Raw genomic sequence first — 25,120 nt, 5'->3', positions numbered from 1 at the left:
TGGCCGCCCGGCATCCTGCGACGACTCGACTGCTGATTGGGATGCCCGAAACCGAATCGCTCGTATGGACGTGACAGCGAGGTCGTCTGCTGGGCCAGCACAGGAGAACGACGAGGGAGGCTCGGGTGCCCGAACTGTGGGCGGGGACGGACGCGGGTGAGGCCGAACACCACTGCACCGTGATCGACACGGACGGCACCAAGGTGCTCTCGCGCCGGGTACCGAACAACGAGGACGAGCTGCTGCAACTGCTCGGTGATGTCCTGGACCTGGCCGACGGTGGCCCGGTGACCTGGGCGGTCGATCTCAACGCCGGCGGGGCCGCGCTGTGGATCGCCCTGCTGGTCGACCACGGGCAGCGGCTGTTCTACATCCCCGGCCGAACCGTCCACCACGCCTCCGGCGCCTACCGGGGCGACGGCAAGAGCGACGCCAAGGACGCCTTCGTCATCGCCGACCAGGCACGCATGCGCCGCGACCTCCGGCCCTTGCGGGAGACCAGCGAGATCGCGGTCGACCTGAAGATCCTGACCGCCCGCCGCATGGACCTGTCCGCCGACCGCACCAGGGCCATCAACCGGCTGAGGGCCCAGATCCTGGAGTACTTCCCCGCCCTGGAACGGGCCTTCGACTACAGCACGTCCAAGACCGCGCTCATCCTGCTCACCGGCTACCAGACCCCGGCCGCCCTGCGCAGGATCGGCCGGGCCCGGCTGTCCACCTGGCTCAAGAACCACGGCGTCCGCACTCTCAGCACCGCCAAGAGCGCCGCCGACACCGCGGTGACCGCTGCCGAGGCCCAGTTCACCGTCGTCACCGGGGAGAGGACCGCTGCGAAGACGGTCCACACCGTGGCCAGGGAGGTGATGGCCCTCGATGAGGAGATCTCCGAGCTCAACGCCCTCATTGAGGGCCGTCCTCGCGAGCATCCCGACGCGGAAGTGATCACCAGCATGCCCGGCATCGGTGACATGCTCGGCGCCGAGTTCATCGCCGCGACCGGCGGCGACGTGACCGCCTTCGGCAGCCCCGACCGGCTCGCCGGCGTCGCCGGACTCGCTCCCGTCCCCCGCGACTCGGGCAAGGTCAGCGGCAACCTGCGCAGGCCCAGACGCTACAGCCGCCGACTCCCGCGGATGTTCTACCTCTCCGCCCAGGTCGCCGCGGTGCATTGCCCCCAGTCCAAGACCTTCTACCAGCGCAGACGCGCCGAGGAAAGGTCCCACAAGCAGGCCGTCCTCGCGCTGGCCAGACGCCGCCTGAACGTGCTCTGGGCCCTGATACGCGACCACCGGACCTTCGAGGCCGTCACCCCCGGCCCCGCCGCCACAGCGGCATGACCCAGTCACAAGGGGTCACCGACGGGGGTTGACAACGTCATTGGGAATCCTTCCTTCGTCGTCCATCGAGGGCCCGGGTGTCCACGGAGGGGGCCGGGGTCGCCACCCGGGCGTCCGGGGCTCGGACGGGTGCCAGCCTTGCGGCAGCCCGGTCCCAGGCCCGCTGATCTCCCTGAGGGGTGTACTGGCGCAACTTCTGGGTCCGCGCGACGAGTCGTCGTATGTCCATGAGGTCGCCCACCAGGCCATGGGCGCGCGCCTGCAGCAGGATGTTGCCGAGCGCCGTCGCCTCGGCGGGACCGGCCGTGACGGGCAGCCCGGTGGCGTCGGCGGTCCACTGACACAACAGCGCATTGCGCGACCCCCCGCCGACGAGATGGATCCGGGTCAGTTCCCGCCCCGCCAGCCCGGCGGCCTGCCGCAGCGTCCTTCGATGAGCCAGGGCCAGGCTCTCCAGTACACATCGCGCATACCCACCAGGACTGTCGGGCGGAACCTGCCCGCTCCGCACGAGGTGGGCGTCGATCCGCGACGGCATGTCACCCGGGGCAAGGAACATCTCGTCGTCGGGGTCGATCACTGCGGCGAACGGCCTGGCACGGGCCGCTTCTGCGAGCAGTTGCGCCAGGCCCGGAGCCGTCCCCCGCCTGCCCCAGGCGCGTCGGCACTCCTCAAGCAGCCACAGGCCCATGATGTTGCGGAGGTGACGGATGGTGCCGTCCACCCCACGCTCATTGGTGAAGTTCGCCGCCCGGGACTCCTCCGTCAGAACCGGAGCCGACAGCTCCAGGCCGGCCAACGACCATGTACCGCAGGACACATAGGCGAATCCGGGCTCGGTCGCGGGCACCGAGGCGACCGCCGATGCCGTGTCGTGCGAGGCGACGGTCGTCACCGGCGTACCGGCGGGAAGACCGGTGTACTCGGCAACATGCGGCAACAGTGTCCCCGCCGGTTCACCCGGCTCACGCAACGCGGGAAACCAGGAACGTTCCAGACCCAACCGGCCGATCAACGCATCGGACCAGGTCCCGGTGGACGCGTCCAACAGACCCGTCGTCGAGGCGTTGGTGGGCTCCGCGCCCAGCGTGCCGGTCAGCCAGTGCACCATGAGGTCGGGGATCAACAGCATCGTCCGTGCCGCACCCCACTGGGCATTCGCACGACGCGCCGCGAGCTGGAACACCGTGTTGAACGGCAGATGCTGCAACCCGTTGACGGCATACAGCTCCTGCGCCCCGCATTCGGCCAGCACCTGCTCGACGGCCTTGCCGTTACGGCTGTCGCGGTAGTGGAACGGCAACCCGAGCAGCGCTCCGTCGGCATCGAGAAGGCCGTAGTCGACCGCCCAGGTATCGATGCCGATCGAGGTGAGCGGTCCGCCACGGCCCGCCGTCCGCAGACCGTCCAGCATCCCCTGGTACAGGGCGAGCACGTTCCACCGCAGCCCGTCCGGCAGCCGGACCGGGACATTGGGGAAGCGGTGCGCCTCGGTCAGCACGAGCTCGTCGGGCCCGGCCCGGCCGGTGATCACCCGCCCGCTGGTGGCACCGAGGTCCACGGCCGCGAAGACCGTGCCGCTTCGTGACGTCACAGGCATGGAACTCTCATCCGGGTCGTCGGAGCGGGAGAGGTCATCGAAGGAACGCCGCGGCCACACCGGCGTCCACGGGGATGTGGAGGCCGGTCGTGTGCGTGAGGTGCCCGCCGGTCAATGCGAAGACGGCGTTCGCGACGTGCTCCGGGAGCACCTCGCGCTTGAGGATGGTCCGTCGGGCGTAGAATTCGCCGAGCTTCTCCTCCTCGATGCCGTACGTGGCCGCACGCTGGGCACCCCAGCCACCTGCGAAGATTCCCGATCCACGCACCACCCCGTCGGGGTTGACGCCGTTCACCCGGATCCCGTGCTCGCCCAACTCGGCCGCCAAAAGCCGTACCTGGTGAGCCTGATCGGCCTTCGTGGCCGAGTAGGCGATGTTGTTCGGGCCGGCGAACACCGCATTCTTCGACGTGATGTAGACGATGTCGCCGCCGAGGTTCTGCTCCCGCATCACCCGCGCGGCCTCACGCGAGACGAGGAACGATCCGCGCGCCATGATGGTGTGCTGGAGGTCCCAGTCCCGGGCCGTGGTTTCGAGCAGCGGCTTCGAGATCGAGATGCCGGCGTTGTTCACGACCAGATCCACACCGCCGAAGGCCAGCACCGCGCTCTTGAACGCCTCGGCGATCTGCTCCTCGCTCGTCACGTCGACGGTCACCGCGACGGCCCTGTCCGGCCCGCCGAGCTCCTGCGCCACGGAGGCGGCGCTCCGTGCGTCGACGTCGGCGACGACGACACAGGCCCCTTCCGCGACCAGCCGGCGTGCGATGGCCTTGCCGATACCGGACCCCGCCCCCGTGACCAGCGCCACCCGGGTGGCCAGCGGCTTGGCCTCGGGCATCCGACGCAGCTTGGCCTCCTCCAGTTCCCAGTACTCGATCCGGAACTTCTCGGACTCCTCGATCGGCGTGTACGTCGACACGGCCTCGGCGCGACGCATCACGTTGATGGCATTGAGGTAGAACTCCCCGGCGACCCGAGCGGTCTGTTTGTCCTTGCCGAAGGAGAACATGCCGACCCCGGGCACCAGCACGATCGCCGGGTCCGCGCCGCGCATCGCGGGGGAGGCGGGAGCGGCATGACGCTCGTAGTACGCGCGATACGCCTCCCGGTATTGGCCGTGCAGTTCCTTCAGGCGCGTCGCCGTCTCGGCCGGTGGGGCGTCCGCGGGCAGGTCGAGGACGAGCGGGTTGACCTTCGTCCGAAGGAAGTGATCCGGGCACGACGTGCCGAGCGAGGCGAGTCGTGGGTGTTCGATACGGGACAGGAAGTCGAGGACGGGCTCGGCGTCGGTGAAGTGGCCCACCTGCGGACGGTCGGTGGAAGCCAGAGAGCGGATCAGCGGTGCGAGCGCTGCGGCACGTTCGCGGCGCTGATCCGCGGCGAGAGGCTCCCGGCCCGCCCACACGGGCCCGAACGGCTCCGCCCGGCCCCGCTCCTGAAGGAACGTCTCGGCTGTGCGGATCATCCAGAGAGCGTTGCGCTCACACTCGTCCGAGGTCTCGCCCCAGGCCGTGATGCCATGGCCACCGAGGATCACACCTACGGCCCGCGGGTTGGCCGCCCTCACCGCAGCGATGTCCAGGCCGAGCTGGAACCCGGGCCTGCGCCAGCCCACCCAGGCCACCTTGTCACCGAAACACTCCGCCGTGAGCTTCTCGCCGTCGGCCGAACATGCCAGCGCGATGCCGGAGTCCGGGTGCAGATGATCGACGTGCGCGGCGTCGACCAGCGCGTGCATCGCCGTGTCGATGGAGGGCGCGGCACCGCCCTTGCCGTGCAGGCAGTAGTCGAACGCGGACACCATCTCGTCCTCGCGCTCCACCCCCGGATACACGGTCTTGAGGGCGCGGACCCGGTCGAGGCGCAGCACGGCGAGACCTGCCTCGGTGAGCGTGCCGAGATCGCCTCCGGATCCCTTGACCCACAGCAGCTCGGTCTCGCCGCCGGTGACGGGGTCGGTGCCGGTGGCCTTGACGGACGTGTTGCCCCCCGCGTAGTTGGTGTTGCGGGCGTCGGATCCGAGCCGATGGGCCCGCTCCAGGAGGGCGGCGACTTCGGGATGCGTCGCGGACGTCATGGGATTCCTTCGTGGTCGCAGTCGGGCGGACGGGTGTACGGGGGAGAGGGCTGGGTCAGGCGCCCCAGCCGGCTTGCACGCCACCGACCCGCGCGGCGGCGATGCGCTCCTGATTGCCCGAAGCGAGATACGCGGCGAACGGATCCCCGGCCAGGCCGAGATCCTCACGTACCTCGGCGAGCAGCGGACGCACGTCGGTGTTGTACGCGTCCATCAGGACGCCGTTCGCGGCCAGGACGTCGCCGGTTCGCTGAGCGGTGCTCAGTGTGTCCATGTCGATCAGCAAGGCCTTGGCGGTCGCTTCCTGCACATTGGCGACCGACCGGATCACGGCGGGAATCTTCGCCTCGATGTTGTGGCACTGGTCGAGCATGAAGTTGACGTTCGTCTCGGACTTCATGCCGCCGTTCTTCACCACCTCGTGCATGATCCGGAACAACTGGAACGGATCGGCGGCGCCGACCATCAGATCGTCGTCGGCGTAGAACCGTGAGTTGAAGTCGAAGGCGCCGAGTCTCCCCGCACGCAGCAGGAAGGCCACGATGAACTCGATGTTGGTGCCCGGCGCGTGGTGTCCGGTGTCCACGACCACCTGAGCGTTGGGGCCGAGGTTGAGGCAGTGCGCGTACGCCGTGCCCCAGTCCGGCACGTCCGTCGTGTAGAACGCGGGCTCGAACAGCTTGTACTCCAGGAGCATCCGCTGGTCGTCGGACAGTCGCCCGTACACCTCGGCCAATGCCTCGGCGAGCCGGTCCTGACGGGCCACGATGTCGTCCTGCCCGGGATAGTTCGTGCCGTCGGAGAACCAGAGTTTGAGATCGGGGGAACCGGTCTCGTCCATGATGTCGACGCATTCGAGCAGATGGTCGGTGGCCTTGCGGCGTACCTTCGGGTCGGGATGCGTGACCGACCCCAGCTTGTAGTCGTCGTCCTGGAAGACGTTGGAATTGATCGCGCCGATCCGCAGCCCGAGATCGTCGGCGCGTCGGGTGAGTGCGGAGTAGTCCTCGACCTTGTCCCACGGGATGTGCAGCGACACCTTCGGAGCCACACCCGTGAACGCGTTCACCTGTGCCGCGTCCTCCAGCTTCTCGAACGGGTCGCGAGGCACTCCTGGCTGTGCGAACACCTTGAACCGCGTCCCGGAGTTCCCGTATCCCCACGACGGCGTCTCGATCACCTGGGACTTCAGGGCTGCCTTGACGGCCGACACATCAGACATGAACACCTCGCAAGCGGAGTCATCCAGCGACCGTGGTCGTTCGGACGGCGTGTGAATCGTTTCATCCGGAACGTACGCTAAGTTTACGGTCAGCCTTCAGTCAAGCCTCAAGTCAGCAGTCGAGTGTGTCCCCGGGGTGCTTCTCGCTGGCTTGAATCAATTCAGCACATGGTCAGCAGGTCCGGCGGGGAGCCGGCCGCGCGGCGGGTTCGGTCCGGGCCGATCACTGTCGATCGCGCTCGGGACGGTTCAGAGCGTGCAGGGCTCGCAGATTCGATTCAGAGCATGGTGGCGCATCGGCGAGACGAGGTGAAGAGCGACGGCGCCCTGACTCAGGACCGGCAGCCCCTGGAACGTTCGACCGCCGCCCGTTCTCGGGCCGCCGTCTCCTCGTCCGCCGACCGCCGGACGGGGCCGGCCCTGCCCGGTCCGTCCGGCGCCGGAGGACATCGCGACGGCGATGCCGTCCAGCGGCCTTGTTCGACAGGTGCGTTCAGCGACCGTGGCCGGACACGCTCGGTTGAAGCGAGCGCACCAGATCGAAGAACCGGGATTCGTTGCCGCAGAGCCCCGCACGCTCCAGCGCGCCGTCGGCCTCCGCGATCGGCGAGGCGAGCAAAGACATGTACAGGGGAACTTCGTCAGGCTCCGCGAGCGCCGCCCGAGTGGCCTGCAGCAGCCGGACATACGCCTGGGCCGCGGCGAGTTCGTCATTGCGCATCTCAGCATCTCCCGGTCAGAGGTGTCGGACCCACCAGCATCCCCCATGGGTCTGACAATGCCGGTCCGTGCGACGCGGTGCCGGGCACGCGAGCCGGTCTGATCCGAACGAGGGGTTCCTAGTCGCCGTTCGGTGGTCCGACACCGGCCGGTGGCTCGACCTCCAGAAACCTTCTTCGGCGTGGCCCGCGGTACAGCAACACCGTCCAGCCCAACTCCCGCAGCACAGCGGCGCACCGGGCCAACTCGCTCTCCTCCGCGTGGGCGGCCCCGCTGCCGGGCGGGCCGAGCCACTCGACCCTTACGCTGCCCGCCGATTCGCCGTGCTCCAGGCGATAGCCCGTCGCGATCCGCAGTCCTGACTCGTCAACGGCCGAGGCGGCCAGACCCGATGCCTCCAGGGCCAGGGCGATGGCCCGTATCGGCCGGAGGGTCTCCCATCGTGCGGGTACGCTCTCCGGACTGCCGAGCCCGGTGTTCGTCAGCCGCCGGATCTGCAGCATTCCCTCGAACGCCGTACGAACCGAAGCGGCCCGCCTCTCGTCCGGTATCGGGGCCGCCGGCCCGTCCCCGGTGGCCGGTTCGAAACCGGTCCCGTTCTCGCTGTCCATCAGCGCCCCTCCGCCCGTTCCGTACTGCTGCCAGTGTGCGTCGACCCACTGACAGCGCTGATGCGGCCGGTCGGTCGGCCGATGCCGACACCATCGCACCCGACGGCCCCCGGTCACACCCGCGGAGCGTCCCCTTCACCGGACGGGGGAGTTCCGTAGGGCGCCCACTCGGCCTCGTCGTGCTGGTACCGGGACAGGCACGCCGGATCCGTGAGTACGCGCAGGGCAGTGATGTTGCCGACCGGTGAGTCCCCCACGTCCGTGGACACCTCCTAGAAAGATGTAGCATCCACCATTATCGCGCGCACCGGATTCCGGACCGTCTCGGGCCCTCTGATCCCGGCAAGCCCTTCCGGTCACAGCGCTACAAGGGGGCGAAGCCCCGCCGATAGTGATCGCGCAGAACGGCCCGGCGATGTGGGTCGGACAGTTGCTCGTCCGCCCAGAGGAAGAAATTGTCCGCGAGGGTGTCGGTCCAGTCGTAGGTCGGATCGTACGGGCCGGTGTCCGGCGGTGGCAGCTGCGTCTGCCACCTCGGGCCGGACGGATGGTCGACAGTGACGACGCGGGCGCCGTCGGGTCGCTGCACGTGCTGGACGGTCACCTCTTCACCGTCCCACCGGCGTTCACCGAACTGGAGCCACAGAGCCGCGTCGTCGGCGTACAGGGCGGCGAAGGTGCCGGTGCCGTGCGGCAGGACATGGACGAAGCCATGGCAGCGGCCGGAGGCCGGGACGAGCAGTCCGGAGGCCGGGTCCAGCGCCCACACGAGGCCATGACGGTCGTAGTCCTGCAGCACTGTCGTGGACATCAGTGACGCGGCTCCAGGCCGAGCTCCTGGTCGACCGCCGCGTTGCTGCGGGTCGCCGCGTCGATGACCGCCGCCCAGCTGCCGTACTTGGCGAACTGCTGGTCGGCCGTCGGGCCGAGCGGGTTGCCGTACTTCACCGTGTTGCGTGCCTCAAGAGCCTTCACGGCCTCCGGAGACATGCCCGCGCGGGTGATGTCCTTGGCCTCGTTGCGCATGGCGACCAGTACGCGGGCGATCTCCTCGTCGGAACGGCCTTCGGCGCGCATCCGGTCCTCCACCCGCTCCATGGAGTCGAGCAACTCGTGGTAGCGGATCCGGATCTCGCGCGCCTGTGCCCATTGTTCGGGGGTCATCCCCCGGATCGAGCAGACGACCGGATCGCCGCTGGTGCACGGCGAAGCCGGATCGGACACGGTCGAGTGCACGACGCCGGCCGACGGTGCGGAGGCACGGGCGGCCAGAGCCGTCCCAGGGGTGAGCAGCGCACTGCCCGCGAGCGTGAGCAGCGGAAGGAGAAGGGTGACGACCAGTCTGCGCAGGAGCGAACCCCGGCGGGAGGCCGAGGGGGACGAGAAGCCGGACAGCGGACGTACAGGCATGAAGAGGCGCTCTTTTCGCCGAAATGACAGGGCGAGAAGGACGCTACGGGTGCCGGAGCACCCGGCAGCGATCATGAAATCGGCGCGTACGGGTGACGAATCCCGCTAGGGTTGACCGTCCGGCAGTTCCGCACCCCTTCCACCGCCCGGAGGATTCACGCACCGTGCCCGACCATGTCCAAGGCCCTGGCGCCGACCGTGACGCGCTTCGCGCCGACTGTGCGAATTGCTTCGGCCTGTGCTGCGTCGCACTGACCCTGACCCGGTCCGCGGACTTCGCGATCAACAAGGATGCCGGAAAGCCCTGCCACAACCTGCGGGAGGACTTCCGCTGCGGCATTCATACCGAACTGAGGACCCAGGGCTTCCAGGGCTGCACCGTCTACGACTGCTTCGGAGCCGGTCAGAGGGTCTCCGTGGAGACCTTCGGCGGGCAGGACTGGCGCCGGGCCCCCGGGAGCGCTCAGCAGATGTTCCAGGTGTTCCCCGTCATGCGACAGCTCCACGAGCTCCTCTGGTACCTGACGGAAGCGCTGTCCCTGGAATCAGCACGCTCCCTCCATGGGGAGATCCGTCGCAGCCTCGACGAGACGGAGCGCCTCACCCACCTCCCGGCGGACGCGTTCACGGAGCTGGACGTGGCAGCCCACCGTGACGACGTCGCCGCGCTCCTGCTCCGTACCAGCACACTCGTCCGAGCCACGGCGCCCCGTAGGAAGAAGCGCGACCACCGCGGCGCCGACCTCATCGGCGCCAGGCTCAAGGGTGCCGATCTCCGGGGTGCCGATCTGCGTGGTGCGTATCTCATCGCGGCGGACCTCACGGGTGCCGATCTGCGTCTGGCCGATCTGATCGGGGCCGACTTCAGGGATGCCGACCTGTCCGGCGCCGACCTCACCGGAAGCCTCTTTCTCACGCAGGCGCAGCTCAACGCGGCCAGGGGTGACGTGGCGACGAGGCTCCCGCCCCCGCTGAGCCGCCCCACGCACTGGAAGCGGTGATTCCGCAGCCGGACGCCGCCATCGGGCACCCGGACGCCATTCGCGCCGCACCCGGGGGAACCGGCCTCGGCCGCGGGGCACCACCGGAGCCCGTGGTTCGTTGCAAACTGCGGCGTCCCCGGAACGCCTTCGACGACCGGACCGAGGAGTCCCGCACATGTCCAGCAGTACCGACCTCAGCCGCACGGAGCGGAATCGCGCCGACGGGAGCCGCACCCATCTGATCGAGCGGCTGATGGAGCAGTTCCCGCACGTGCCCCGGGAAGCCGTCATCAAGGAGGACCTGCTGCGCGGCGGCGTCGCGTTCGACGAGTCCGCGCTCAGCGACAACGAGAGCGGCGAGGTCAAGCCGAAGTCGTACTTCATCTTCTCGTTCGACCACGGAACCCTCCCCGAGCTGGGCGCTGCCGCGCTCCGGCGTCCGCCGGAGGAGATCGTGCTCACCGGAGGCCCGTACGAACTGCGCAGAACGGTGGTGTCGGTACGGGTCAATCCGGCGTCCCCGTACCGCGTCGCTGCCGATGACGACGGCGTGCTCGGGCTCTACCTCGACGGCCGGCGGATCTCCGACGTCGGCCTGCCGCCGATGCCGGACTACTACCGGCACACCCTGGAGAACGGCAAGTCCGTGATGGAGGTCGCGCCCACCATCCAGTGGGGCTACCTCGTCTACCTGACGGTCTTCCGGGTCTGCCAGTACTTCGGGGCGAAGGAGGAGTGCCAGTACTGCGACATCAACCACAACTGGCGCCAGCACAAGGCGGCGGGACGCCCCTACACCGGTGTGAAGCCGGTGGAGGAGGTCCTGGAGGCACTGGCCATCATCGACAAGTACGACACCGCGAAGACGTCCACCGCCTACACCCTCACCGGCGGTGCGATCACCTCCCACATCGGGGGACGTGACGAGGCCGATTTCTACGGGCAGTACGCCAAGGCCATCGAGGAGCGTTTCCCCGGCCGCTGGATCGGCAAGGTCGTCGCCCAGGCTCTGCCCAAGGCCGACGTGCAACGCTTCCACGACTACGGCGTCCAGATCTACCACCCCAACTACGAGGTGTGGGACCGTCGGCTCTTCGAGCTCTACTGCCCCGGCAAGGAGCGTTACGTGGGCCGCGACGAGTGGCACCGCCGAATCCTGGACTCCGCGGAGGTCTTCGGTCCGCGCAATGTCATCCCCAACTTCGTCGCGGGTGTGGAGATGGCCGAACCCTTCGGCTTCACGACGGTGAGGGAAGCCATCGAGTCGACCACCGAAGGCCTGCGGTTCTTCATGTCGCACGGCATCACCCCGCGCTTCACCACCTGGTGCCCGGAACCCACCACCCCGCTCGGCAGGACCAATCCGGACGGGGCGCCGCTGGAGTACCACATCCGTCTGCTCGACGCCTATCGCGCGACCATGGAGGAGTACGGGCTCAGTTCGCCCCCCGGCTACGGCCCTCCGGGGGCAGGGCGCGCGGTCTTCTCCGTGAGCTCGTTCATGGACAGTCTTCCGTCCCGTCCGGGCGACGATCAGTAGCAACGGGACCGTCTCCGGAGCCGGCTCGGCTTCGGAGACGGGCCGGGCTGTCGCGTCGCGTCCGGCAGGGGTGCCGGGTGGGCACGGGGCGACCCCGCCGACCGGCGACGCCCCGTCACATCAGGCGCGCCACTCCGCCGTGCGCTCCGGGGAAGCCGCGGCGAGTGCCTTGGTCACGGCCTCGGCGTCGCCCTGGTGTCCGTAGACGGGTGTGCCGGGCTGCTGGTGCCAGGACTCGTCGAGGCTGCCCGCGTCCACGGTGTCGAAGCCCAGTTCGTCGATGAGGTCGCGCACGACCTGCTTGGCCGCCGCGTCGTCGCCGGCCACCGGCAACGCCTGACGACCCGGGCTGCCCTTCGGGCGGCCGTTGTCCAGGATGTCCTGTGCGTACGTCCCGTTGAATGCCTTGATCACCGGGTGGCCGATCTGCTGCTCGGTCCAGCGGCTTTCCGGCAGACCGTCCTCGATCGCGCCGATGCGGCCGTCACGCTGCTGCGGGTAGTAGTTGCCGGTGTCGATGACCACGGCCCCCTCCGCGGCCTCGGCCAGGAACCCTGAAGGCAGAAGCGGGACGGCCTTGAGGGGGACGGTGACGACGACGACCTGCGCTCCCCGAGCAGCCTCCGCGGCGGTGACCGGTGTGGCTCCGGTTTCTTCGGCGAGCGCGGCCAGCGTCTGCGGACCGCGCGAGTTGGCGACGGAAACGTCATGGCCGAGCGCGGTCAGGCGTCGGGTGAGGTTGCCGCCGATGTTGCCCGCTCCGATGATGCCGATCTTCATGGATCCGACCTTCCGATGGTGCGTGCGGTACGTGGTGAGCTCTCGCCGCTTCACCAACCACCCGCCGCAGGTCCCTATTCCGGGTATTGGCAAAACGATTCGCTCGTTCACCGGAAGGATGGGACCGGGTGACTGCGGGCACCTACAGGAAGACAACCGGAATCACCGTGCCCATTTGGAGGGGGTGCCCATGCTGCATGGCATCGATGTCAGCTCGTATCAGTCGTCCTTCGACACGGACGGGCTGGACTTCGTCCTCATCAAGGCCACCGAGGGGCGTTCGTACATCAATCCGCAACTGAACTCACAGGTCAAACGCGCCAGGGACGCGGAGTGCGTGGTCGGCTTCTACCACTTTCTCTGGCCGGGCGACATCACGGCTCAGGCGGAGTACTTCCTGAGCAAGGCCCCGGAGCAGGCGGGGGATCTGCTCGCCGTCGACTGGGAGGAGAACGGGGAGGGCACACGGGCGAGCAATGCCGAAAAGGACCGCTTCATCCGAGAGGTCAAGCGGCTGCGCCCTCAGCACAAGGTTCTGCTGTACTGCAACCGCTACTTCTGGCTGAATCACGATACGACTTCGTATGCCGGGGACGGCCTGTGGATAGCCGATTACACGACTGCGGGAAAGCCGAGGATCAAGGCGCCCTGGCGTATTCACCAGTACACCGACCAGCCGCTCGACAAGGATGTTGCCGCCTTCTCCTCACGGACCGCCATGCGTGACTGGGCCCGCGGGTAGGGCACGCGCGGGCTGCGAGTCCCGCGCTCGGGCATCGGCCATCGGACGCACGGCGCCGGGCACCGGGTCCCGAAGAGGGGGCGGGGGAGTGGGTCGAGAGCGGATCGGAGAAGCGAAAACCAGCCATCCCGAATAGCCTGTTCCGAGGCTTCCGTCACCTCCGCGGCCTCGGGCGGTGGCTGATCAGCCGGACGTGCCCGGTCTGCCCGATCGAAGCGGAGGAGTGTCCATGAAAGCCGCCGTTGTCCGCAGTTTCGCAGAGCCGCTGGTGGTCGAGGAGAGGCCTGTGCCGTCGCCCGTCGGCCACCAGGTGCTGGTGCGGATGGAGGCCTCCGGGTTGTGCCACACCGACATCCATGCGGCGCGGGGCGACTGGCCGGTCAAGCCCGATCCGCCGTTCGTACCGGGGCACGAGGGCATCGGTGTCGTCGAGGCGATCGGTGCGCAGGTCTCCCATCTCGCGGTGGGGGACAGGGTGGCCATCCCTTGGCTCGGAGAGGCGTGCGGACACTGCGACCACTGCGTCTCCGGCTGGGAGACGCTCTGTCTGAAGCAGCGGAACAGCGGCTACTCCGTGGACGGCAGCCATGCCGAGTACGCGCTGGCGCACGGAACATATGTGGTGCCGGTCCTCGGAGGGGTCGACCCGTTGGATGCGGCGGCGCTGACCTGCGCGGGCGTCACCACGTACAAGGCCGTGAAGCTGTCCGGCGCGCGCCCGGGGACGCGCGCGCTCATCTCGGGCATCGGTGGCCTGGGGCATCTTGCCCTGCAGTACGCGCGCATCTTCGGTGCCGAGACGATCGCTGTCGACGTCACCGATGAGAAGCTGGCGCTTGCCCGTGAACTGGGCGCCGACCACGTCATCGATGCCCGGGTTCAGGACGTTGCGGAGGAGACGCAGTGGCTGGGTGGGGCGGACGCGGCCATCTCGCTGGCGGTGAGCAACGAGTCGTTCGGTGCCGCGTACGGTGCTCTGCGCAGGGGTGGCACGCTCGTACTGGTGGCGCTGCCCGCCGAAGGCAAGCTGGAACTGCCCGTCTTCGACACGGTGCTGAACGGTAAGAAGGTCATCGGTTCGATCGTCGGAACCCGTGAGGATCTGGCCGAGGTGTTCCAGCTGCACCGGCTCGGTCGTACACGTGTGGTCCGCGAGAGCCGAGCGCTCCAGGACATCAACGCGTCGATCGACGACGTTCTGGCAGGCAAGGTTCCGGGGCGTCTCGTCTTCGACATGCGCTGACCCGGCCGCACGCGGGTGGGGCGCGGCGGCGCACCTGCGTCCCGTCTGCGGTGTTCCGGCAGAGTGTGGACAGCTGCCACCCGGGTTCGCATCGCTCGGTACGGCCGTAAACGTCCGGTACCGCCCCCACAGGAGCGGGCGGCACCGCAACGTGGAAGCGGAAGTACCCGGTGGACTCGTCGACCGGCAGATGCGAGCGCGAGGCGTCCATGGCGTACTCGGATCGGTGGGTGAGTACCTATCATTGGTCGAGGCCTATGATGTCTTCGATGAGCGAGACCCCGCCCAGCCTCCTGGGACTCACGACATATTTGTTGTCCAAGACCGGCAAGGCCGCGCGGAGCCGGCTGGCGTCGCGGCTGGCCGAGCGTGATCTGAAGCTCTGGCACATGGCGGTGCTGTCGGCGCTGGTCGATTTCGGCCCACATGTCCAGCGGGAACTGGCGGCACGGCTGGGGATCGACCGGAGCGACATGGTGAAGATCGTGGACGATCTCGCACTCGTCGGACTAGTGGACCGGGCTCGTGACACCACCGACCGTCGTCGTGTCACCGTCACGTCCACCCCGGCCGGTCGGAAGGCGCTCGCGGAGCTGCAGGGTGAGGCCATGGCTGTCCAGCGGGACCTGCTCGCCCCCCTGACCGGCAAGGAACAGGCCCAGCTGGCGGCGCTGCTGAGGCGAGTCCACGCCCATGTCCATGAACTGCCCGAAGCGGCGCGGTCCGGTCATTGAGCGATTCCCGGGTCGGGTGCGGCGGACGTCCCGTGTGACCACAGTCGCGGCTCAGACGCCTCGTGACGTGCGCTCGGGCGCGGAATCGACTCCCTCATCCCGCAGGCCGTCGCCGCGACCCCCTGCCGAACGGGCGGCAGTCGTACTGACGGTCATGCGGAGCGTTCCGGCCCGGAGTGTGCATTGGCATGGACCTGATGATGCTGCTGGGCTACAGTCCGTTGCGGCACAGTCTGAGAGCGCTCTCAGCTGAGACCTCTCGGGCGCCTGCTGTTCCTCCCCACGATGTCGGAACAACAGAAGGGTCATTCCGTTGAGACGCATGACAGCCTTACGTGCGGGTCTTGCCGCCACCCTGGTCGTCGGAGCCTGGGCGACTGCAGGTCTCGCCTCCGCCTCCGCTGTGAACTCTCTGCCCACCAACTCTCCGTCCACTCTTTCCCGTTCCGATGTCGCCGAGGCGCCGGCGTCCGACGGGTTGATTTCTGCCATGGGCAGGGACCTCGGTCTGACGGAAAGCCAGGCCAAGGCGCGTCTGGCCGCCGAGAAGACGGCAACCGCCGTACAGGGCACGGCGCGACGGGCCGCCGGAACGGCGTACGCCGGTTCCTGGTTCGACCCGGACAAGGGGAGGCTCACCGTAGCCGTCACCGACGCCGGGAGGGCCGACGCCGTGGGTGCGGCGGGCGCAGACGTCCGGCTGGTGAGTCACAGCGCGCGGCAGCTCGACGCGACCAAGGCGCGGCTCGACGCACTGTCGGCGCCGGATGGCATCAGCAGCTGGCACGTCGACCCGAAAGCCAACCGGGTCGTCGTGAACGTCGTCTCGTCCGCACAGGATGACAACGATGTCCGAAAGTTTGTCGAACGGGCCCGCGAGGCGGGCCCGGTCCTGGTGAAGCAGACCCCCGAGGCGCCCAGGACCTTCTCCGCCGGGACCGTGGGCGGGGATCCGTACTACACGGGCAACGTCCGGTGCTCCATCGGCTTCTCCGTCCATGGCGGCTTCGTCACCGCAGGACACTGTGGCCGGGCGGGCGCCGCGGTCAGCGGTTGGGACGGCTCGGCCATCGGCAACTTCCAAGGATCGTCCTTCCCCGGTGACGACTACGCCTGGGTCAGTGTCGGCAACGGCTGGTGGACCGTACCTGTGGTCCTTGGCTGGGGCACCGTCTCCGACCAGCTGGTCCGGGGCTCGGCGGAGGCACCCATAGGTGCCTCCGTCTGCCGCTCCGGTTCCACGTCCCATTGGCACTGCGGAAACGTACTGGCCACGAACGAGACCGTGAACTACAGCCAAGGCGCGGTCTACCAGATGACGAAGACGAGCGTCTGCGCCGAGCCGGGTGACTCCGGCGGATCCTTCATCAGCGGAGACCAGGCACAAGGTGTCACTTCGGGCGGCTGGGGCAATTGCAGCGGCGGTGGAGAGACCTGGCACCAGCCGGTCAACGAGATATTGAACCGGTACGGGCTGACACTGCACACCGCCTGACCGCACGCGGGCCGGCCGGACGGTGTGCCGGTCGGCCCTCCGTGCAGGACCTGTAGCGACCGGGGATCCATCGTTCCGGAGCGGCGCATGCCCGCGGCCGAGGGTGCGCCCGGGTATGTGACGCGGGCGGCGCGGGACGTCACACGACACGCAGTCGGAACGAGGGGGTGTCCTTGCCGGGACGGGTGCCGCAACGGCACGGGGGCGACGACGGCATGCCGGGACTTGGGTGAATCGGGGCCACCGGCCCGGGTGTGGAAGCGGAGACGGCCGGACGGCGGAAAACCGGACCGGATCGCTCGCGCGAGAGTCTGGGTGGCGACGGCGGCTGGTGGGAGGGGTGCGGTGGGCGGGAAGCGGCGTAGGCCGGGCGTGCCGCGCGGGCACTCGTTGCCCGTGAAGAAGAAGCACCGAATCATCCGGGCGTGCTCATGTTCTGCGTGGCCGCGGTGTCCGCCTGCGCCACCTCGATCATCTGGCCATGGGCTGCCGGGGAGCGCGCATGGATCTGGGTCGACGTCATCTTCTTCGCCTTCATCGTGCTGATTGCGTACTCCGCCGTTCTCGGTGACCGCACACCCGATGACTTGGCGAGCTTCTGGGGTGGGGTCTGAATGACTCCCTCCGCCGTGTTGCGATCCACGGCACCGGGCTTCGCTCGCTGATCCGGCCCGATACGAACGAAATGGCCCCTGACGCGCTGTCGTGCATGGCCTTCCGGATGGGCCCTGCGCTGCGCGTGACCGGTTCGACGGCGTCGGACGGCAAGCGAAGTTCGTCGGACGTGGGGAACTCACCACGTCCGCACAGCCGGTTCTCGGCGCAATCGCTGTCCTGGAAGGTGACCGACAATCCCGCGGCGGACCCGGTGTGGATCCGTGACCGCGTCTTGCCCTCCTGCGGATCGTCCGTGGTGTCCCTGCGCTGCGCGCCCGGGTTTTTCGCAGTGGCTGTCCAGGCGGTTGTTGCAGGTCGGGGCGTGAGTGGTGGGCATTCGGAGTGTTGGTGTGACGCGGTTTCGGGGGGTGTCAAAGACAGACACGCTGGCGTCAGGGTGACCGGGAATCAGGAAGTCGCCCGGACAGACCAACGAATCATCAACTCACCCTTTTTTGGGTCGAGTTAGAAATTAATAATATTATCCGGCAATAGCATTTGGCGTACTTCTTATCCCCCAATAGGAGATATACCCCCTTTCGCCAATGCACCCGATATGACAGGTATGTGGACCGTCAGTACGTTCAATCACGGGTCGACTGCTCAGTCGGCCTCTCTGAGACAGGAGAAGCGACATGGTTACCCGTTCCACCGTTGTTACCGCCGCGGTAGCGGCAGCGGCGGCCCTGGCCGCCACCGGCATCACCTACGCGTCGGCCGCCACTTCCGAGCCGGCCCAGGCCGCCCCCGTCGTCCAGCAGGCCGCCGCCCCCGTTTCGGCTCTCACCGGCGGCGACGCCGGCAAGGGCAACGAGAAGGGTAACGAGGGCAGGGGCAACGAAGGCAGGGGCGAGGAGGGCAGGGGCGAGGGGGGCCGCGGCTTCGAGCGCCGTGGCCACGAGGAGGAGCGCTTCGAGGGCCGGATCCACATCAACGAGCGCACCTACTCCGACGAGCGCGGTGGCTGCATCACCGTGGTCAGCGGCCTCGGCTCCAAGAGCCTCAACATCCGCAACGACAGCCGCCGGACCGTCGAGGTCTTCCGCGGGGCCACCTGCGACAACGGTGCCCCCATCGCCACCGTCGGACCTCACAGCTCCAGCGACGGCGTCTTCCCGGGCCACGTCCGGGGCGGCGTGTGGGTCCGCGACGGTGTCGTGGGCAGCTTCCGGGTGATCGACCACCGCAAGTGGTAACCGAGTCACTCGCCTGACACGGAACCCCGGCCCGCCGGAATCGGGCCGGGGTTCCCGCCCGGACACCCCGTTCGGCTTCACGATCGACCAGCGCCCGATGGCGCACAACACCTGCTACGCCGAACCGGAAGCCGGACGGCGAGGCGTCGCCCGCCAGGCCGCAGCAGCCGGACCGGCCAACGGCCTCCGGCTCTCGGAACTGGACAGGCCCCCTCGGCAGGGCCCGGCGACCCGGGCGGCACGACGCGGCATCGGCGCGGCAGACGCCGTCCACGTCCCGGCCGCCCCGGAATCCGGTGACCTCATGACCGGTCACCCCGCGGGCCCTCCCGAGCCGGAGCGCGAACTCGCACCCCTGGCACGCCAAGGTGCCATCCGGCGATCAGCGCCCGGAATCGGACACCGCCGCTCAGGAACCCCTTACGCACAGCGTCGGTATCCCGGACCACGGACCACGGACAGGCGTCGGCGAACCGTGAGGTCGTCAGGAGCAGAGGGACTCGCATGGTCGTCAGCATGAGGGTCTCCTCCCGCCCGGGCGCCCGCCCAGGCATGAGCGCCTTCACGGTTCGGTCGACGGAGATTCAATGTCTGCGGGCGAGCCGACCTTTCTGCGCCGCCGGACATCGGTGACGGCCGGGGCAGCGCATCACGGTCGCTCATGACCCGAACCGCGCGCCGCGGCCAGCAGTCGGCACCATGGACGTCGAGGCCACTGGCTCCTCGGCTCAGGAACCGGACTCGACAGGCCGGACGGAGCCCAGCGCGGCACGGGTCTCCTCGACGAGCACCCGTGCCTCCGCCACCGTTGCGGTGAGCGACTCGGCGGTATCCCCGGGAGCGCCCAGCAGGCGACGGACCCGTCGGCCGAAGTCGGTCGGCGCGCCCGGCAGCGTCTCGGCGACGGCCAGCGCGCCCTTCTCGTTGAGGCACCACCGCCGATCCTCGGCGAACAACGCCTGGACCAGGACGCCGAAGGCCCGGGAGAGGCAGAGCGAAACATGGAGCGTGTCCGCCCGTGTCGCCCCCTTCGTCGCGACGTCGACCAGGAAGTCCGCCTCCCAGGCTCCCGCCCTCAACGCCTCTCGCAGCGGCTCAGGGTAGGAACTGGTCCGTCGCTGAAGGCTTTTGAGCTCGCCCGTCAGGTCGGCCAGTACCTGACCCAGCGCCACCTCGCCCGCATAGCAGGGCGACCAGAATCCGAGGGGGTGCCCGGGTTGTACGCCTACCTCGAACCGGCCCTCGCGGCAGTCCGCCCACACCTGTTCGACCCGGTCCAGGTCCCGCAGAATCCAGTCCACCGCCACACCGTCGACCCGCAGCCACGCACCCCCGTTCACCCAAGGGCCCCAGCCGCCCGGGCCGGCCACCTCCGCATCGGGGCCGGCCAGCCCGCGCAACGCGGCGAGGTCGAGCCCGCCCCGGTAGTAGACGCCGAGATCCCAGTCCGATTCCGGCCGGTGCTCTCCGCGTGCCCGGCTTCCGCCGAGCAGTACTCCGATCACACCGGGCACCTCGGCCAGGCGGTAGGCCATGTCCTCGACAATCATCCGCATGGAGCGAGTCTCGCAGCCGGCAACGCGTCGGGCCGCCCGATTACGCCGTCGGTCGTCGGATCCGGCCATGCGTGGGCTCCGCACGACCGGATCCGATGCCCGTCGACCTCATGGGGCATCCGGCGGGTCCCACCTCGGTGGCTCGTTCCGGAAGGGCATGGCCTGACGTGCCCCGCATCCGGCCGGCCTCCGGGATTACTGCGGGCGGCAGGCGCTGACGATGGTCTGGGTGAAGGTGTTCCCGCCGGTGTCGTGAGCTCCGCGCGCAGGGAGACCCGGGGGGACCGCCAGGGTCGGGCCGGCGTCGCCGTCCTCGGCGAGGACGGTGCGTTCGCACCCGCGGGGCGGCTTCGGACATGGCTCCGTGGGCCGCGACGGCATCCGCGAGCGAAGGGCCGGCGATGTACGCGGTCGCCGGCCAGGGCCGCGGCCCCTCGGGGTCGGCGTCGACGACGGGTGCGGTGAAGGAACCCCGACCGCCCTCGCGGCGTCCGCCTCGGCTCTGAACGGCCGCCGGGATTCGGGCTTGGCGGCCGGCTCGGGGCGTACGACCTTGGTGGCGACGGCACGGCCGCTGCGCGACGCGGCCGGATGGACGCGGCCCGTGCCACCCGCACCGAGAGGCCGTGGCGTCGAGTCCGTGGTCGACTCCCGGCCACGTCCCCCCGTGGGATGCGCTCCAGCGCGATGTGCGAGCGGCGGTCCGCACGATCTCCCGCACGGCGCTCGCCGGGCAGCTTTCGCTTTTGTGCGGAACGAGGTCTTGACGCCATGGAGGACTAGCTATTGGATGTGTGACCAATAGCGTGTTGGTCACACGCCCAATAGTATCGTGCGGCCGGTGGACCCGAGAGGCCTCGATGACGACGACGAACGACACCACCTCCGTGAGCCCTTCCGACGGGCGCGGCGCCGAGCGGGCGGGGCAGTTGGAAACCCGGGGCATCGGTCTGGTCCCGGAGGACGAGCGCGGCGGGCGGCCGCACCAGCTGTTCGCGGTCTGGGCGGCGCCGAACGTGAGTTACCTGAGCTTCGCCGTCGGCGCCACGCTGATCCTCATGCGGCTCACACTCCCGCAGGCGCTCGGCGTGATCCTCGTCAGGAATCTGCTCTGGATCTGTACGGGCATCGTCGCGGCGAGCGGTCCGGTCGCAGGCACGAGCGGGTCGGTCATCTCTCGCGCGATGTACGGGGTCGTGGGCAACAAAGTCGTGCTCGTCCTGACCGGTTGGCTGATAGCCGCCGCCTACCTCGCCCTGAACTGGTCGGCCGCCTCGGTCGCCGGCATCGGTCTGGCCGGCCGGTTCGGCCTGCCGGACGACTCGGTCACCGACGCGGTCGTCATCTGTGTGATCGCCGGGGGGAACGCTGCTCATCGCGATCTTCGGATACGCGACGATCGTTCGTCTCTACACCGCACTCAGCGTCCTCCTGACGATGGTGTTCGTCGTTGTCACGGGGTACGTGCTCGCCGCGGCCGACTGGTCCTACACTCCCGCCGAGCCGCTCAAGGGGACCGCACTTGCCGCGGCACTCGGTACGGGTCTCGCGATCATCGCCTCCACGCCGCTCTCGTACGGCAACAGCCCGGATCTCGCCCGATACCTGCCTCGCGACAGCAGCCCGGTCGCCGTCGCCGGATGGACCGCGTTCGGCGCGTACCTGCCGAGCACCGTCTTCACCGTCGTCGGCGCGCTCGCGGCGACCAGTCTCGACATGAACGACCCGGAGGCCGCACTGGAGAGTGTCCTGCCGGGCTGGTTCATCCCCGTCTTCGTCGTCGCGGTCGTCGTCAACACCATGACGAACAACGGCATGACGGCCCTACAGCGCCAGTCTGTCCATCCAGTCGGTCGGCGCCCGCCTCGCGCGCATCCCGGCGGTCCTGATCACCGGTGTCCTCGGCACAGCCACGACGCTGTACGCGATCCTCGTCTTCGACTTCCTGACCAGCGTCAACACCATGCTCCAACTCGCGGTTGTCGTGACCGGCCCGGCCATGGCGGTGGCGGTGGCCGACCTGGTCCTTCGGCGCAACCGCTACAACGGAAGCGATCTGCTCGGCCAGCAGCGGGGCGGCCCGTTCTGGTACCACCGCGGCGTCCACTGGGCCGGAGTCCTCGCGCTCGTCGTCGGTGGCCTCACGTCCGTGATGTGGGTGAACACCAGCTTCTGGACCGGCCCGATCGCCGACGCGCTGGGCGACATCGACCTGGCGATCCCGTCCGGCATGATCGTCGCCGCGGCGGTCTACTGGGCGATGACCCGCGCCCTTCGAAGCATCCCGCGCATCTGACGCGCACCCTTCGACCGATTCCACGGGCCGGGCGTCGCGCTGCGAGGCGCCCCGCCGACGAGCCGCCCCGTGCCCGTCGAACCCGCACACCGAACGCAGCAGAACCAGAAGGAACCCCAGTGCACGCCGACGCCATCGCACTCGCCCACCATGTCGAACATCTGGCCGCGGACACCATCGGTCCCTCCGCGGACGCGGTCGCGATCGCCGACGGCCGGATCATCGCCGTCGGCACCGCGTCGGACCTCGAACCGCTGCGTGGTCCCGGCACGGCCGTCCACGACTTCCCGGGCGCCGTGATCCTGCCCGGCCTCACCGACGTCCACGCCCACCCCGTATGGGGGTCGATCTCGACCGGCAGCGGCGTGGACCTGTCCGGATCCACCACTCTCGGTCAGGTGTTCGCCCGGCTGGCCGCAGCCGCGGATATGTGGGCGACGGACGAGTGGATCACCGGATACGACCTCGATGTGAACGTGTTCGACGGCGACCCGACCGGCATCGTGCTCGCGGAGCACTTCCCCGGGCGGCCGATCTCCCTGATGACGAGCGACGCGCACGCTCTCGTCGTGAGCCCCCGCGTCGTGGAGCTCGCCGGTCTCACCGGCCGCGAGACGTTCACCGACGCCTCGTCGATCGAGGTCGGCCCGGACGGCAGCCCGACCGGACTCGTGGTCGAACTGCAGGCCATGGACCTGGTATTCGACCACTATCCCGAAGTGCCGGTGGACACCGCCGCCGACTACGTGCGCCACCAGTTGGAACGCCTCGCGCGCAGCGGCCTCACCGGCCTGCACGCGCTCGACTTCTCCGACCCCTCCGAAGCGGTGTACCGGCACATCGAGGAACAGAGGGACCTGCCGCTGCGCATCCGCTGCTCTCCGCTGGTGCCGGCCGATTCGCCGCCGGACGTCTGGCAGCACATCGCCGACCTCCAGGGCCGCAGGGGGCGGCGCTGGCACGTCGAAGGCGCGAAGTTCATGCTCGACGGGACGGCGGACAACGGCACAGCATGGTTCGACCACCCGGACATCCACGGCGAGAACCGAGAGCCCCTGTGGCGCGACACCGACGCGTACCGCGCCGCGATGCGGTTCTTCACCGAACGCGGCATCCCGACCGCGACCCACGCGATCGGCGACCGGGCCGTCCGGTTCGCCCTCGACGTCATCGAGGAAGTCGGTCCGGGTACCCGTGCCCCGCACCGCATCGAGCACATCGAGTCCATCCCCGACGACCTGCTGCGCAGGTTCGCGGAACTCGACGTCGTCGCAAGCCTCCAACCCGTGCACGCGACCCGGCACACGCGCGCCGACGGCACCGACAACTGGTCGCGACGCATCGGGCCCGACCGCGTCGCCCACGGCTGGCGCACCCGCGACCTCCTGGACCACGGCGCCGTCGTGGCCCTCGGCTCCGACTGGCCCATCGGCCCCGGCGATCCGCGCATCGGCCTGGCCGACTGCCAGTTGCGCCGCCCGGTCGAGGAGCCCGACGCGGCACCCGTTCAGCCCGGCCAGGCGATCTCCGCACGCGAGGCCTGCACCGGCATGACCGCCGCGGCGGCGTACGCCGCCGGAGCCTCCGCCGAACTCGGACGGATCGCGCCCGGCTGCCTCGCCGACCTCACCGTGTTCGCGGCCAATCCGCTCGACCTCGCCCCTGAAGCACAGCCCGGCAATGCCGTCCTCGCGACGGTCGTCGGCGGTGCGGTACAGCTCCACACGAACACCGCGAAAGGACGCTCGTGACCGCGAGGTCAATCCCCCGCCCCCACCACCGCCACCATGTCAAGGCCGCCGCCGCCGCCGACCCGTACGACCGCGGCGTCGCCCGCGGTGAGCAACTGCGCGACGCCGTTCCCGCCGCGATCGACGCGTACGACCGGCTCTTCGCCCTCGGCCCCATCACCCCCGCCCGGGTACGCGAGGACGCGGAGCGCGGTCTCGACGCGATCGGGCGGTTCCGTCCGGGAGCGCGTGCCGAGATCGAAGGCATCGCCCACGGGTCCGGCGCCGAGCCGTGGCGTATCGGGGCCCTCAACGCGCGCACCGAGATCCTGGCGCGCAGCGCCGCCGTGCCGCCCGGCGAATGCACCACGATCGTGCGCCGCGCCGCCTGCGACGGCCGTTCGGCGCCACGCACCTTCGGCGTCCAGACCTGGGACTGGCACATCGAACTCAGCGCCCTGTGGCACACGCTGGAGGTGCGGGGCGGCCGCCACGACTTCGTCGGTCTCACCGAGGACGGCATCCTCGGCAAGATCGGCGTCAACAGCGCCGGCCTGGCCCTGCACTTCAACATCCTCGGACATGTCCGCGACAGCATCGGCGGCATCCCGGTGCACGTGCTCGCGGCGATCGTCCTCGAAGAAGCAGGCAGTGTCGCCGAGGCCGTGGAGATCGTCCGCAGCGCGCCGCTGGCATCGTCCGGTTCGTTCGCGCTCTTCGACGAGACGGACGCCGTCCTTCTCGACCTGAGTCCGGTCGGTGTGTTCTCCATGCAGCCCGAACAGGGCATGCTGGTGCGCACCAACCACTTCCTGATGCCGGGCCCCGCCGCGGACGAGAAGACGTGGCTCCACCAGCCCGATTCGGGAGAACGGTACGACTTCGTCCGCGCACGCCTCGCGCGCACGGAGCCGCCGGCCACGCCCGACGACCTCGCGGGCTGCCTCGTGACGCGCGACGGTGAGCCACCGGTGACCTGCCTGCCCGACCTGGACAAACCGCTCGGTCAACGCTGGGCAAGCCTTGCGACCGTCACTCTCGAACCCTCGACACGCACCGCCAGGATCCTCGACGGCACACCCGCTGACATGGGTTCGCGCGACTGGCGCACGCTCACCGCCGGATGACGCGGCGCCGTCGAGGCGGAGCCGGTACGGGTGTCGTCCCGGGCGGGCGTGACCGCAG

Annotated in this window: 22 protein-coding genes and 2 pseudogenes; 14 read left to right on the top strand and 10 right to left on the bottom strand. The window is 69.2% G+C overall.

All coding sequences use genetic code 11. The features are described 5' to 3' along the window. The first annotated feature begins 125 nt into the window (after nucleotides 1-125). Complete coding sequence (locus ACIOHC_RS31410; RefSeq protein ID WP_401844954.1) at nucleotides 126-1,340, top strand: IS110 family transposase; 1,215 nt, start codon at nucleotides 126-128, stop codon at nucleotides 1,338-1,340. A 37-nt stretch (nucleotides 1,341-1,377) separates the two neighbouring features. On the opposite strand, the gene ACIOHC_RS31405 is transcribed toward ACIOHC_RS31410, so the two are convergent. The 8 genes from ACIOHC_RS31405 to ACIOHC_RS31370 form a co-directional block, all read right to left on the bottom strand. After that, the gene (locus tag ACIOHC_RS31405; RefSeq protein WP_351086075.1) at nucleotides 1,378-2,940 is read right to left on the bottom strand and encodes a rhamnulokinase family protein; all 1,563 of its coding nucleotides are present in this window, start codon (nucleotides 2,938-2,940) and stop codon (nucleotides 1,378-1,380) included. Between the two features lie 34 nt (nucleotides 2,941-2,974). Next, entirely contained in the window at nucleotides 2,975-5,020 is a 2,046-nt protein-coding gene (locus tag ACIOHC_RS31400; RefSeq protein WP_401844951.1) for a bifunctional aldolase/short-chain dehydrogenase, read from the bottom strand. Nucleotides 5,021-5,075: 55 nt separating this feature from the next. After that, the gene (gene rhaI / locus ACIOHC_RS31395; protein ID WP_401844948.1) at nucleotides 5,076-6,242 is read right to left on the bottom strand and encodes an L-rhamnose isomerase; all 1,167 of its coding nucleotides are present in this window, start codon (nucleotides 6,240-6,242) and stop codon (nucleotides 5,076-5,078) included. Nucleotides 6,243-6,735: 493 nt separating this feature from the next. Further along, entirely contained in the window at nucleotides 6,736-6,963 is a 228-nt protein-coding gene (locus ACIOHC_RS31390) for a hypothetical protein (protein WP_401844946.1), read from the bottom strand. A gap of 118 nt (nucleotides 6,964-7,081) precedes the next feature. Continuing rightward, entirely contained in the window at nucleotides 7,082-7,573 is a 492-nt protein-coding gene (locus tag ACIOHC_RS31385) for a hypothetical protein (RefSeq protein WP_401844943.1), read from the bottom strand. 113 nt (nucleotides 7,574-7,686) lie between these two features. Next, on the bottom strand, nucleotides 7,687-7,830 hold the full coding sequence (locus ACIOHC_RS31380) for a hypothetical protein (RefSeq protein ID WP_351086085.1): 144 nt from the start codon (nucleotides 7,828-7,830) through the stop codon (nucleotides 7,687-7,689). 107 nt (nucleotides 7,831-7,937) lie between these two features. After that, nucleotides 7,938-8,384, bottom strand: a complete 447-nt coding sequence (locus tag ACIOHC_RS31375) for a hypothetical protein (RefSeq protein WP_401844942.1) — start codon at nucleotides 8,382-8,384, stop codon at nucleotides 7,938-7,940. Continuing rightward, complete coding sequence (locus tag ACIOHC_RS31370) at nucleotides 8,384-8,983, bottom strand: hypothetical protein (RefSeq protein ID WP_365692806.1); 600 nt, start codon at nucleotides 8,981-8,983, stop codon at nucleotides 8,384-8,386. The genes ACIOHC_RS31375 and ACIOHC_RS31370 overlap by 1 nt, the downstream gene beginning before the upstream one ends. 164 nt (nucleotides 8,984-9,147) lie before the next feature. On the opposite strand from ACIOHC_RS31370, the gene ACIOHC_RS31365 reads away from it, so the two are divergent. Both ACIOHC_RS31365 and ACIOHC_RS31360 read left to right on the top strand, forming a co-directional pair. Further along, nucleotides 9,148-9,984, top strand: a complete 837-nt coding sequence (locus ACIOHC_RS31365; protein WP_351086091.1) for a pentapeptide repeat-containing protein — start codon at nucleotides 9,148-9,150, stop codon at nucleotides 9,982-9,984. A gap of 157 nt (nucleotides 9,985-10,141) precedes the next feature. After that, nucleotides 10,142-11,506 (top strand): radical SAM protein, encoded by a 1,365-nt coding sequence (locus ACIOHC_RS31360; RefSeq protein WP_401844939.1) that lies wholly within the window; start codon nucleotides 10,142-10,144, stop codon nucleotides 11,504-11,506. A gap of 120 nt (nucleotides 11,507-11,626) precedes the next feature. On the opposite strand, the gene ACIOHC_RS31355 is transcribed toward ACIOHC_RS31360, so the two are convergent. Then, nucleotides 11,627-12,340: an NAD(P)-binding domain-containing protein gene (locus ACIOHC_RS31355; RefSeq protein ID WP_351086095.1), complete on the bottom strand. Its 714-nt coding sequence runs from the start codon at nucleotides 12,338-12,340 to the stop codon at nucleotides 11,627-11,629. Between the two features lie 136 nt (nucleotides 12,341-12,476). On the opposite strand from ACIOHC_RS31355, the gene ACIOHC_RS31350 reads away from it, so the two are divergent. The 6 genes from ACIOHC_RS31350 (at nucleotide 12,477) to ACIOHC_RS31325 (ending at nucleotide 18,353) form a co-directional block, all read left to right on the top strand. Further along, entirely contained in the window at nucleotides 12,477-13,028 is a 552-nt protein-coding gene (locus ACIOHC_RS31350) for a glycoside hydrolase family 25 protein (RefSeq protein WP_365692804.1), read from the top strand. 229 nt (nucleotides 13,029-13,257) lie between these two features. Then, the gene (locus ACIOHC_RS31345; protein ID WP_401844937.1) at nucleotides 13,258-14,271 is read left to right on the top strand and encodes a zinc-dependent alcohol dehydrogenase; all 1,014 of its coding nucleotides are present in this window, start codon (nucleotides 13,258-13,260) and stop codon (nucleotides 14,269-14,271) included. 269 nt (nucleotides 14,272-14,540) lie between these two features. Further along, nucleotides 14,541-15,005: a MarR family winged helix-turn-helix transcriptional regulator gene (locus ACIOHC_RS31340; RefSeq protein WP_351086101.1), complete on the top strand. Its 465-nt coding sequence runs from the start codon at nucleotides 14,541-14,543 to the stop codon at nucleotides 15,003-15,005. A gap of 322 nt (nucleotides 15,006-15,327) precedes the next feature. Beyond that, entirely contained in the window at nucleotides 15,328-16,500 is a 1,173-nt protein-coding gene (locus tag ACIOHC_RS31335; protein WP_351086103.1) for a S1 family peptidase, read from the top strand. Nucleotides 16,501-16,925: 425 nt separating this feature from the next. After that, complete coding sequence (locus tag ACIOHC_RS31330) at nucleotides 16,926-17,114, top strand: hypothetical protein (protein ID WP_365692801.1); 189 nt, start codon at nucleotides 16,926-16,928, stop codon at nucleotides 17,112-17,114. Nucleotides 17,115-17,792: 678 nt separating this feature from the next. Beyond that, complete coding sequence (locus ACIOHC_RS31325) at nucleotides 17,793-18,353, top strand: hypothetical protein (RefSeq protein ID WP_389637416.1); 561 nt, start codon at nucleotides 17,793-17,795, stop codon at nucleotides 18,351-18,353. 728 nt (nucleotides 18,354-19,081) lie between these two features. Here ACIOHC_RS31325 and ACIOHC_RS31320 read toward each other — a convergent pair. Next, nucleotides 19,082-19,909: a nucleotidyltransferase domain-containing protein gene (locus tag ACIOHC_RS31320; RefSeq protein ID WP_401844934.1), complete on the bottom strand. Its 828-nt coding sequence runs from the start codon at nucleotides 19,907-19,909 to the stop codon at nucleotides 19,082-19,084. Nucleotides 19,910-20,769: 860 nt separating this feature from the next. Between ACIOHC_RS31320 and ACIOHC_RS31315 the strand changes: the two are divergent. The 5 genes and pseudogenes from ACIOHC_RS31315 to ACIOHC_RS31295 all read left to right on the top strand — a co-directional run. After that, nucleotides 20,770-21,138, top strand: a pseudogene (locus ACIOHC_RS31315) (cytosine permease); the annotation flags it as partial. Nucleotides 21,139-21,277: 139 nt separating this feature from the next. Continuing rightward, nucleotides 21,278-21,667 (top strand): annotated as a pseudogene (locus tag ACIOHC_RS31310) (cytosine permease); the annotation flags it as partial. 79 nt (nucleotides 21,668-21,746) lie between these two features. After that, a complete protein-coding gene (locus tag ACIOHC_RS31305) occupies nucleotides 21,747-22,205 on the top strand; it encodes a cytosine permease (protein WP_389637450.1) in 459 nt (152 codons plus the stop codon). A gap of 119 nt (nucleotides 22,206-22,324) precedes the next feature. Then, complete coding sequence (locus ACIOHC_RS31300) at nucleotides 22,325-23,956, top strand: amidohydrolase (protein ID WP_389637412.1); 1,632 nt, start codon at nucleotides 22,325-22,327, stop codon at nucleotides 23,954-23,956. Beyond that, the gene (locus tag ACIOHC_RS31295; protein ID WP_401844932.1) at nucleotides 23,953-25,062 is read left to right on the top strand and encodes a C45 family autoproteolytic acyltransferase/hydolase; all 1,110 of its coding nucleotides are present in this window, start codon (nucleotides 23,953-23,955) and stop codon (nucleotides 25,060-25,062) included. The genes ACIOHC_RS31300 and ACIOHC_RS31295 overlap by 4 nt, the downstream gene beginning before the upstream one ends. The last annotated feature ends 58 nt before the right edge of the window (nucleotides 25,063-25,120 follow it).

Source organism: Streptomyces sp. NPDC088252 (genome assembly GCF_044740965.1).
Lineage (GTDB): Bacteria > Actinomycetota > Actinomycetes > Streptomycetales > Streptomycetaceae > Streptomyces.
Note: the sequence above shows the minus strand (reverse complement) of the source record. Positions and strands in the feature narration are given on the sequence as shown.

Excerpts from the sequence above, each read along its gene's own strand:
- rhaI (WP_401844948.1), bottom strand. The coding sequence starts at position 6,242 with ATGTCTGATGTGTCGGCCGTCAAGGCAGCCCTGAAGTCCCAGGTGATC.
- ACIOHC_RS31400 (WP_401844951.1), bottom strand. The coding sequence starts at position 5,020 with ATGACGTCCGCGACGCATCCCGAAGTCGCCGCCCTCCTGGAGCGGGCC.
- ACIOHC_RS31335 (WP_351086103.1), top strand. The coding sequence starts at position 15,328 with ATGACAGCCTTACGTGCGGGTCTTGCCGCCACCCTGGTCGTCGGAGCC.
- ACIOHC_RS31340 (WP_351086101.1), top strand. The coding sequence starts at position 14,541 with ATGAGCGAGACCCCGCCCAGCCTCCTGGGACTCACGACATATTTGTTG.
- ACIOHC_RS31375 (WP_401844942.1), bottom strand. The coding sequence starts at position 8,384 with ATGTCCACGACAGTGCTGCAGGACTACGACCGTCATGGCCTCGTGTGG.
- ACIOHC_RS31405 (WP_351086075.1), bottom strand. The coding sequence starts at position 2,940 with ATGCCTGTGACGTCACGAAGCGGCACGGTCTTCGCGGCCGTGGACCTC.
- ACIOHC_RS31320 (WP_401844934.1), bottom strand. The coding sequence starts at position 19,909 with ATGCGGATGATTGTCGAGGACATGGCCTACCGCCTGGCCGAGGTGCCC.
- ACIOHC_RS31345 (WP_401844937.1), top strand. The coding sequence starts at position 13,258 with ATGAAAGCCGCCGTTGTCCGCAGTTTCGCAGAGCCGCTGGTGGTCGAG.
- ACIOHC_RS31370 (WP_365692806.1), bottom strand. The coding sequence starts at position 8,983 with ATGCCTGTACGTCCGCTGTCCGGCTTCTCGTCCCCCTCGGCCTCCCGC.
- ACIOHC_RS31350 (WP_365692804.1), top strand. The coding sequence starts at position 12,477 with ATGCTGCATGGCATCGATGTCAGCTCGTATCAGTCGTCCTTCGACACG.
- ACIOHC_RS31325 (WP_389637416.1), top strand. The coding sequence starts at position 17,793 with ATGGTTACCCGTTCCACCGTTGTTACCGCCGCGGTAGCGGCAGCGGCG.
- ACIOHC_RS31385 (WP_401844943.1), bottom strand. The coding sequence starts at position 7,573 with ATGGACAGCGAGAACGGGACCGGTTTCGAACCGGCCACCGGGGACGGG.
- ACIOHC_RS31360 (WP_401844939.1), top strand. The coding sequence starts at position 10,142 with ATGTCCAGCAGTACCGACCTCAGCCGCACGGAGCGGAATCGCGCCGAC.
- ACIOHC_RS31390 (WP_401844946.1), bottom strand. The coding sequence starts at position 6,963 with ATGCGCAATGACGAACTCGCCGCGGCCCAGGCGTATGTCCGGCTGCTG.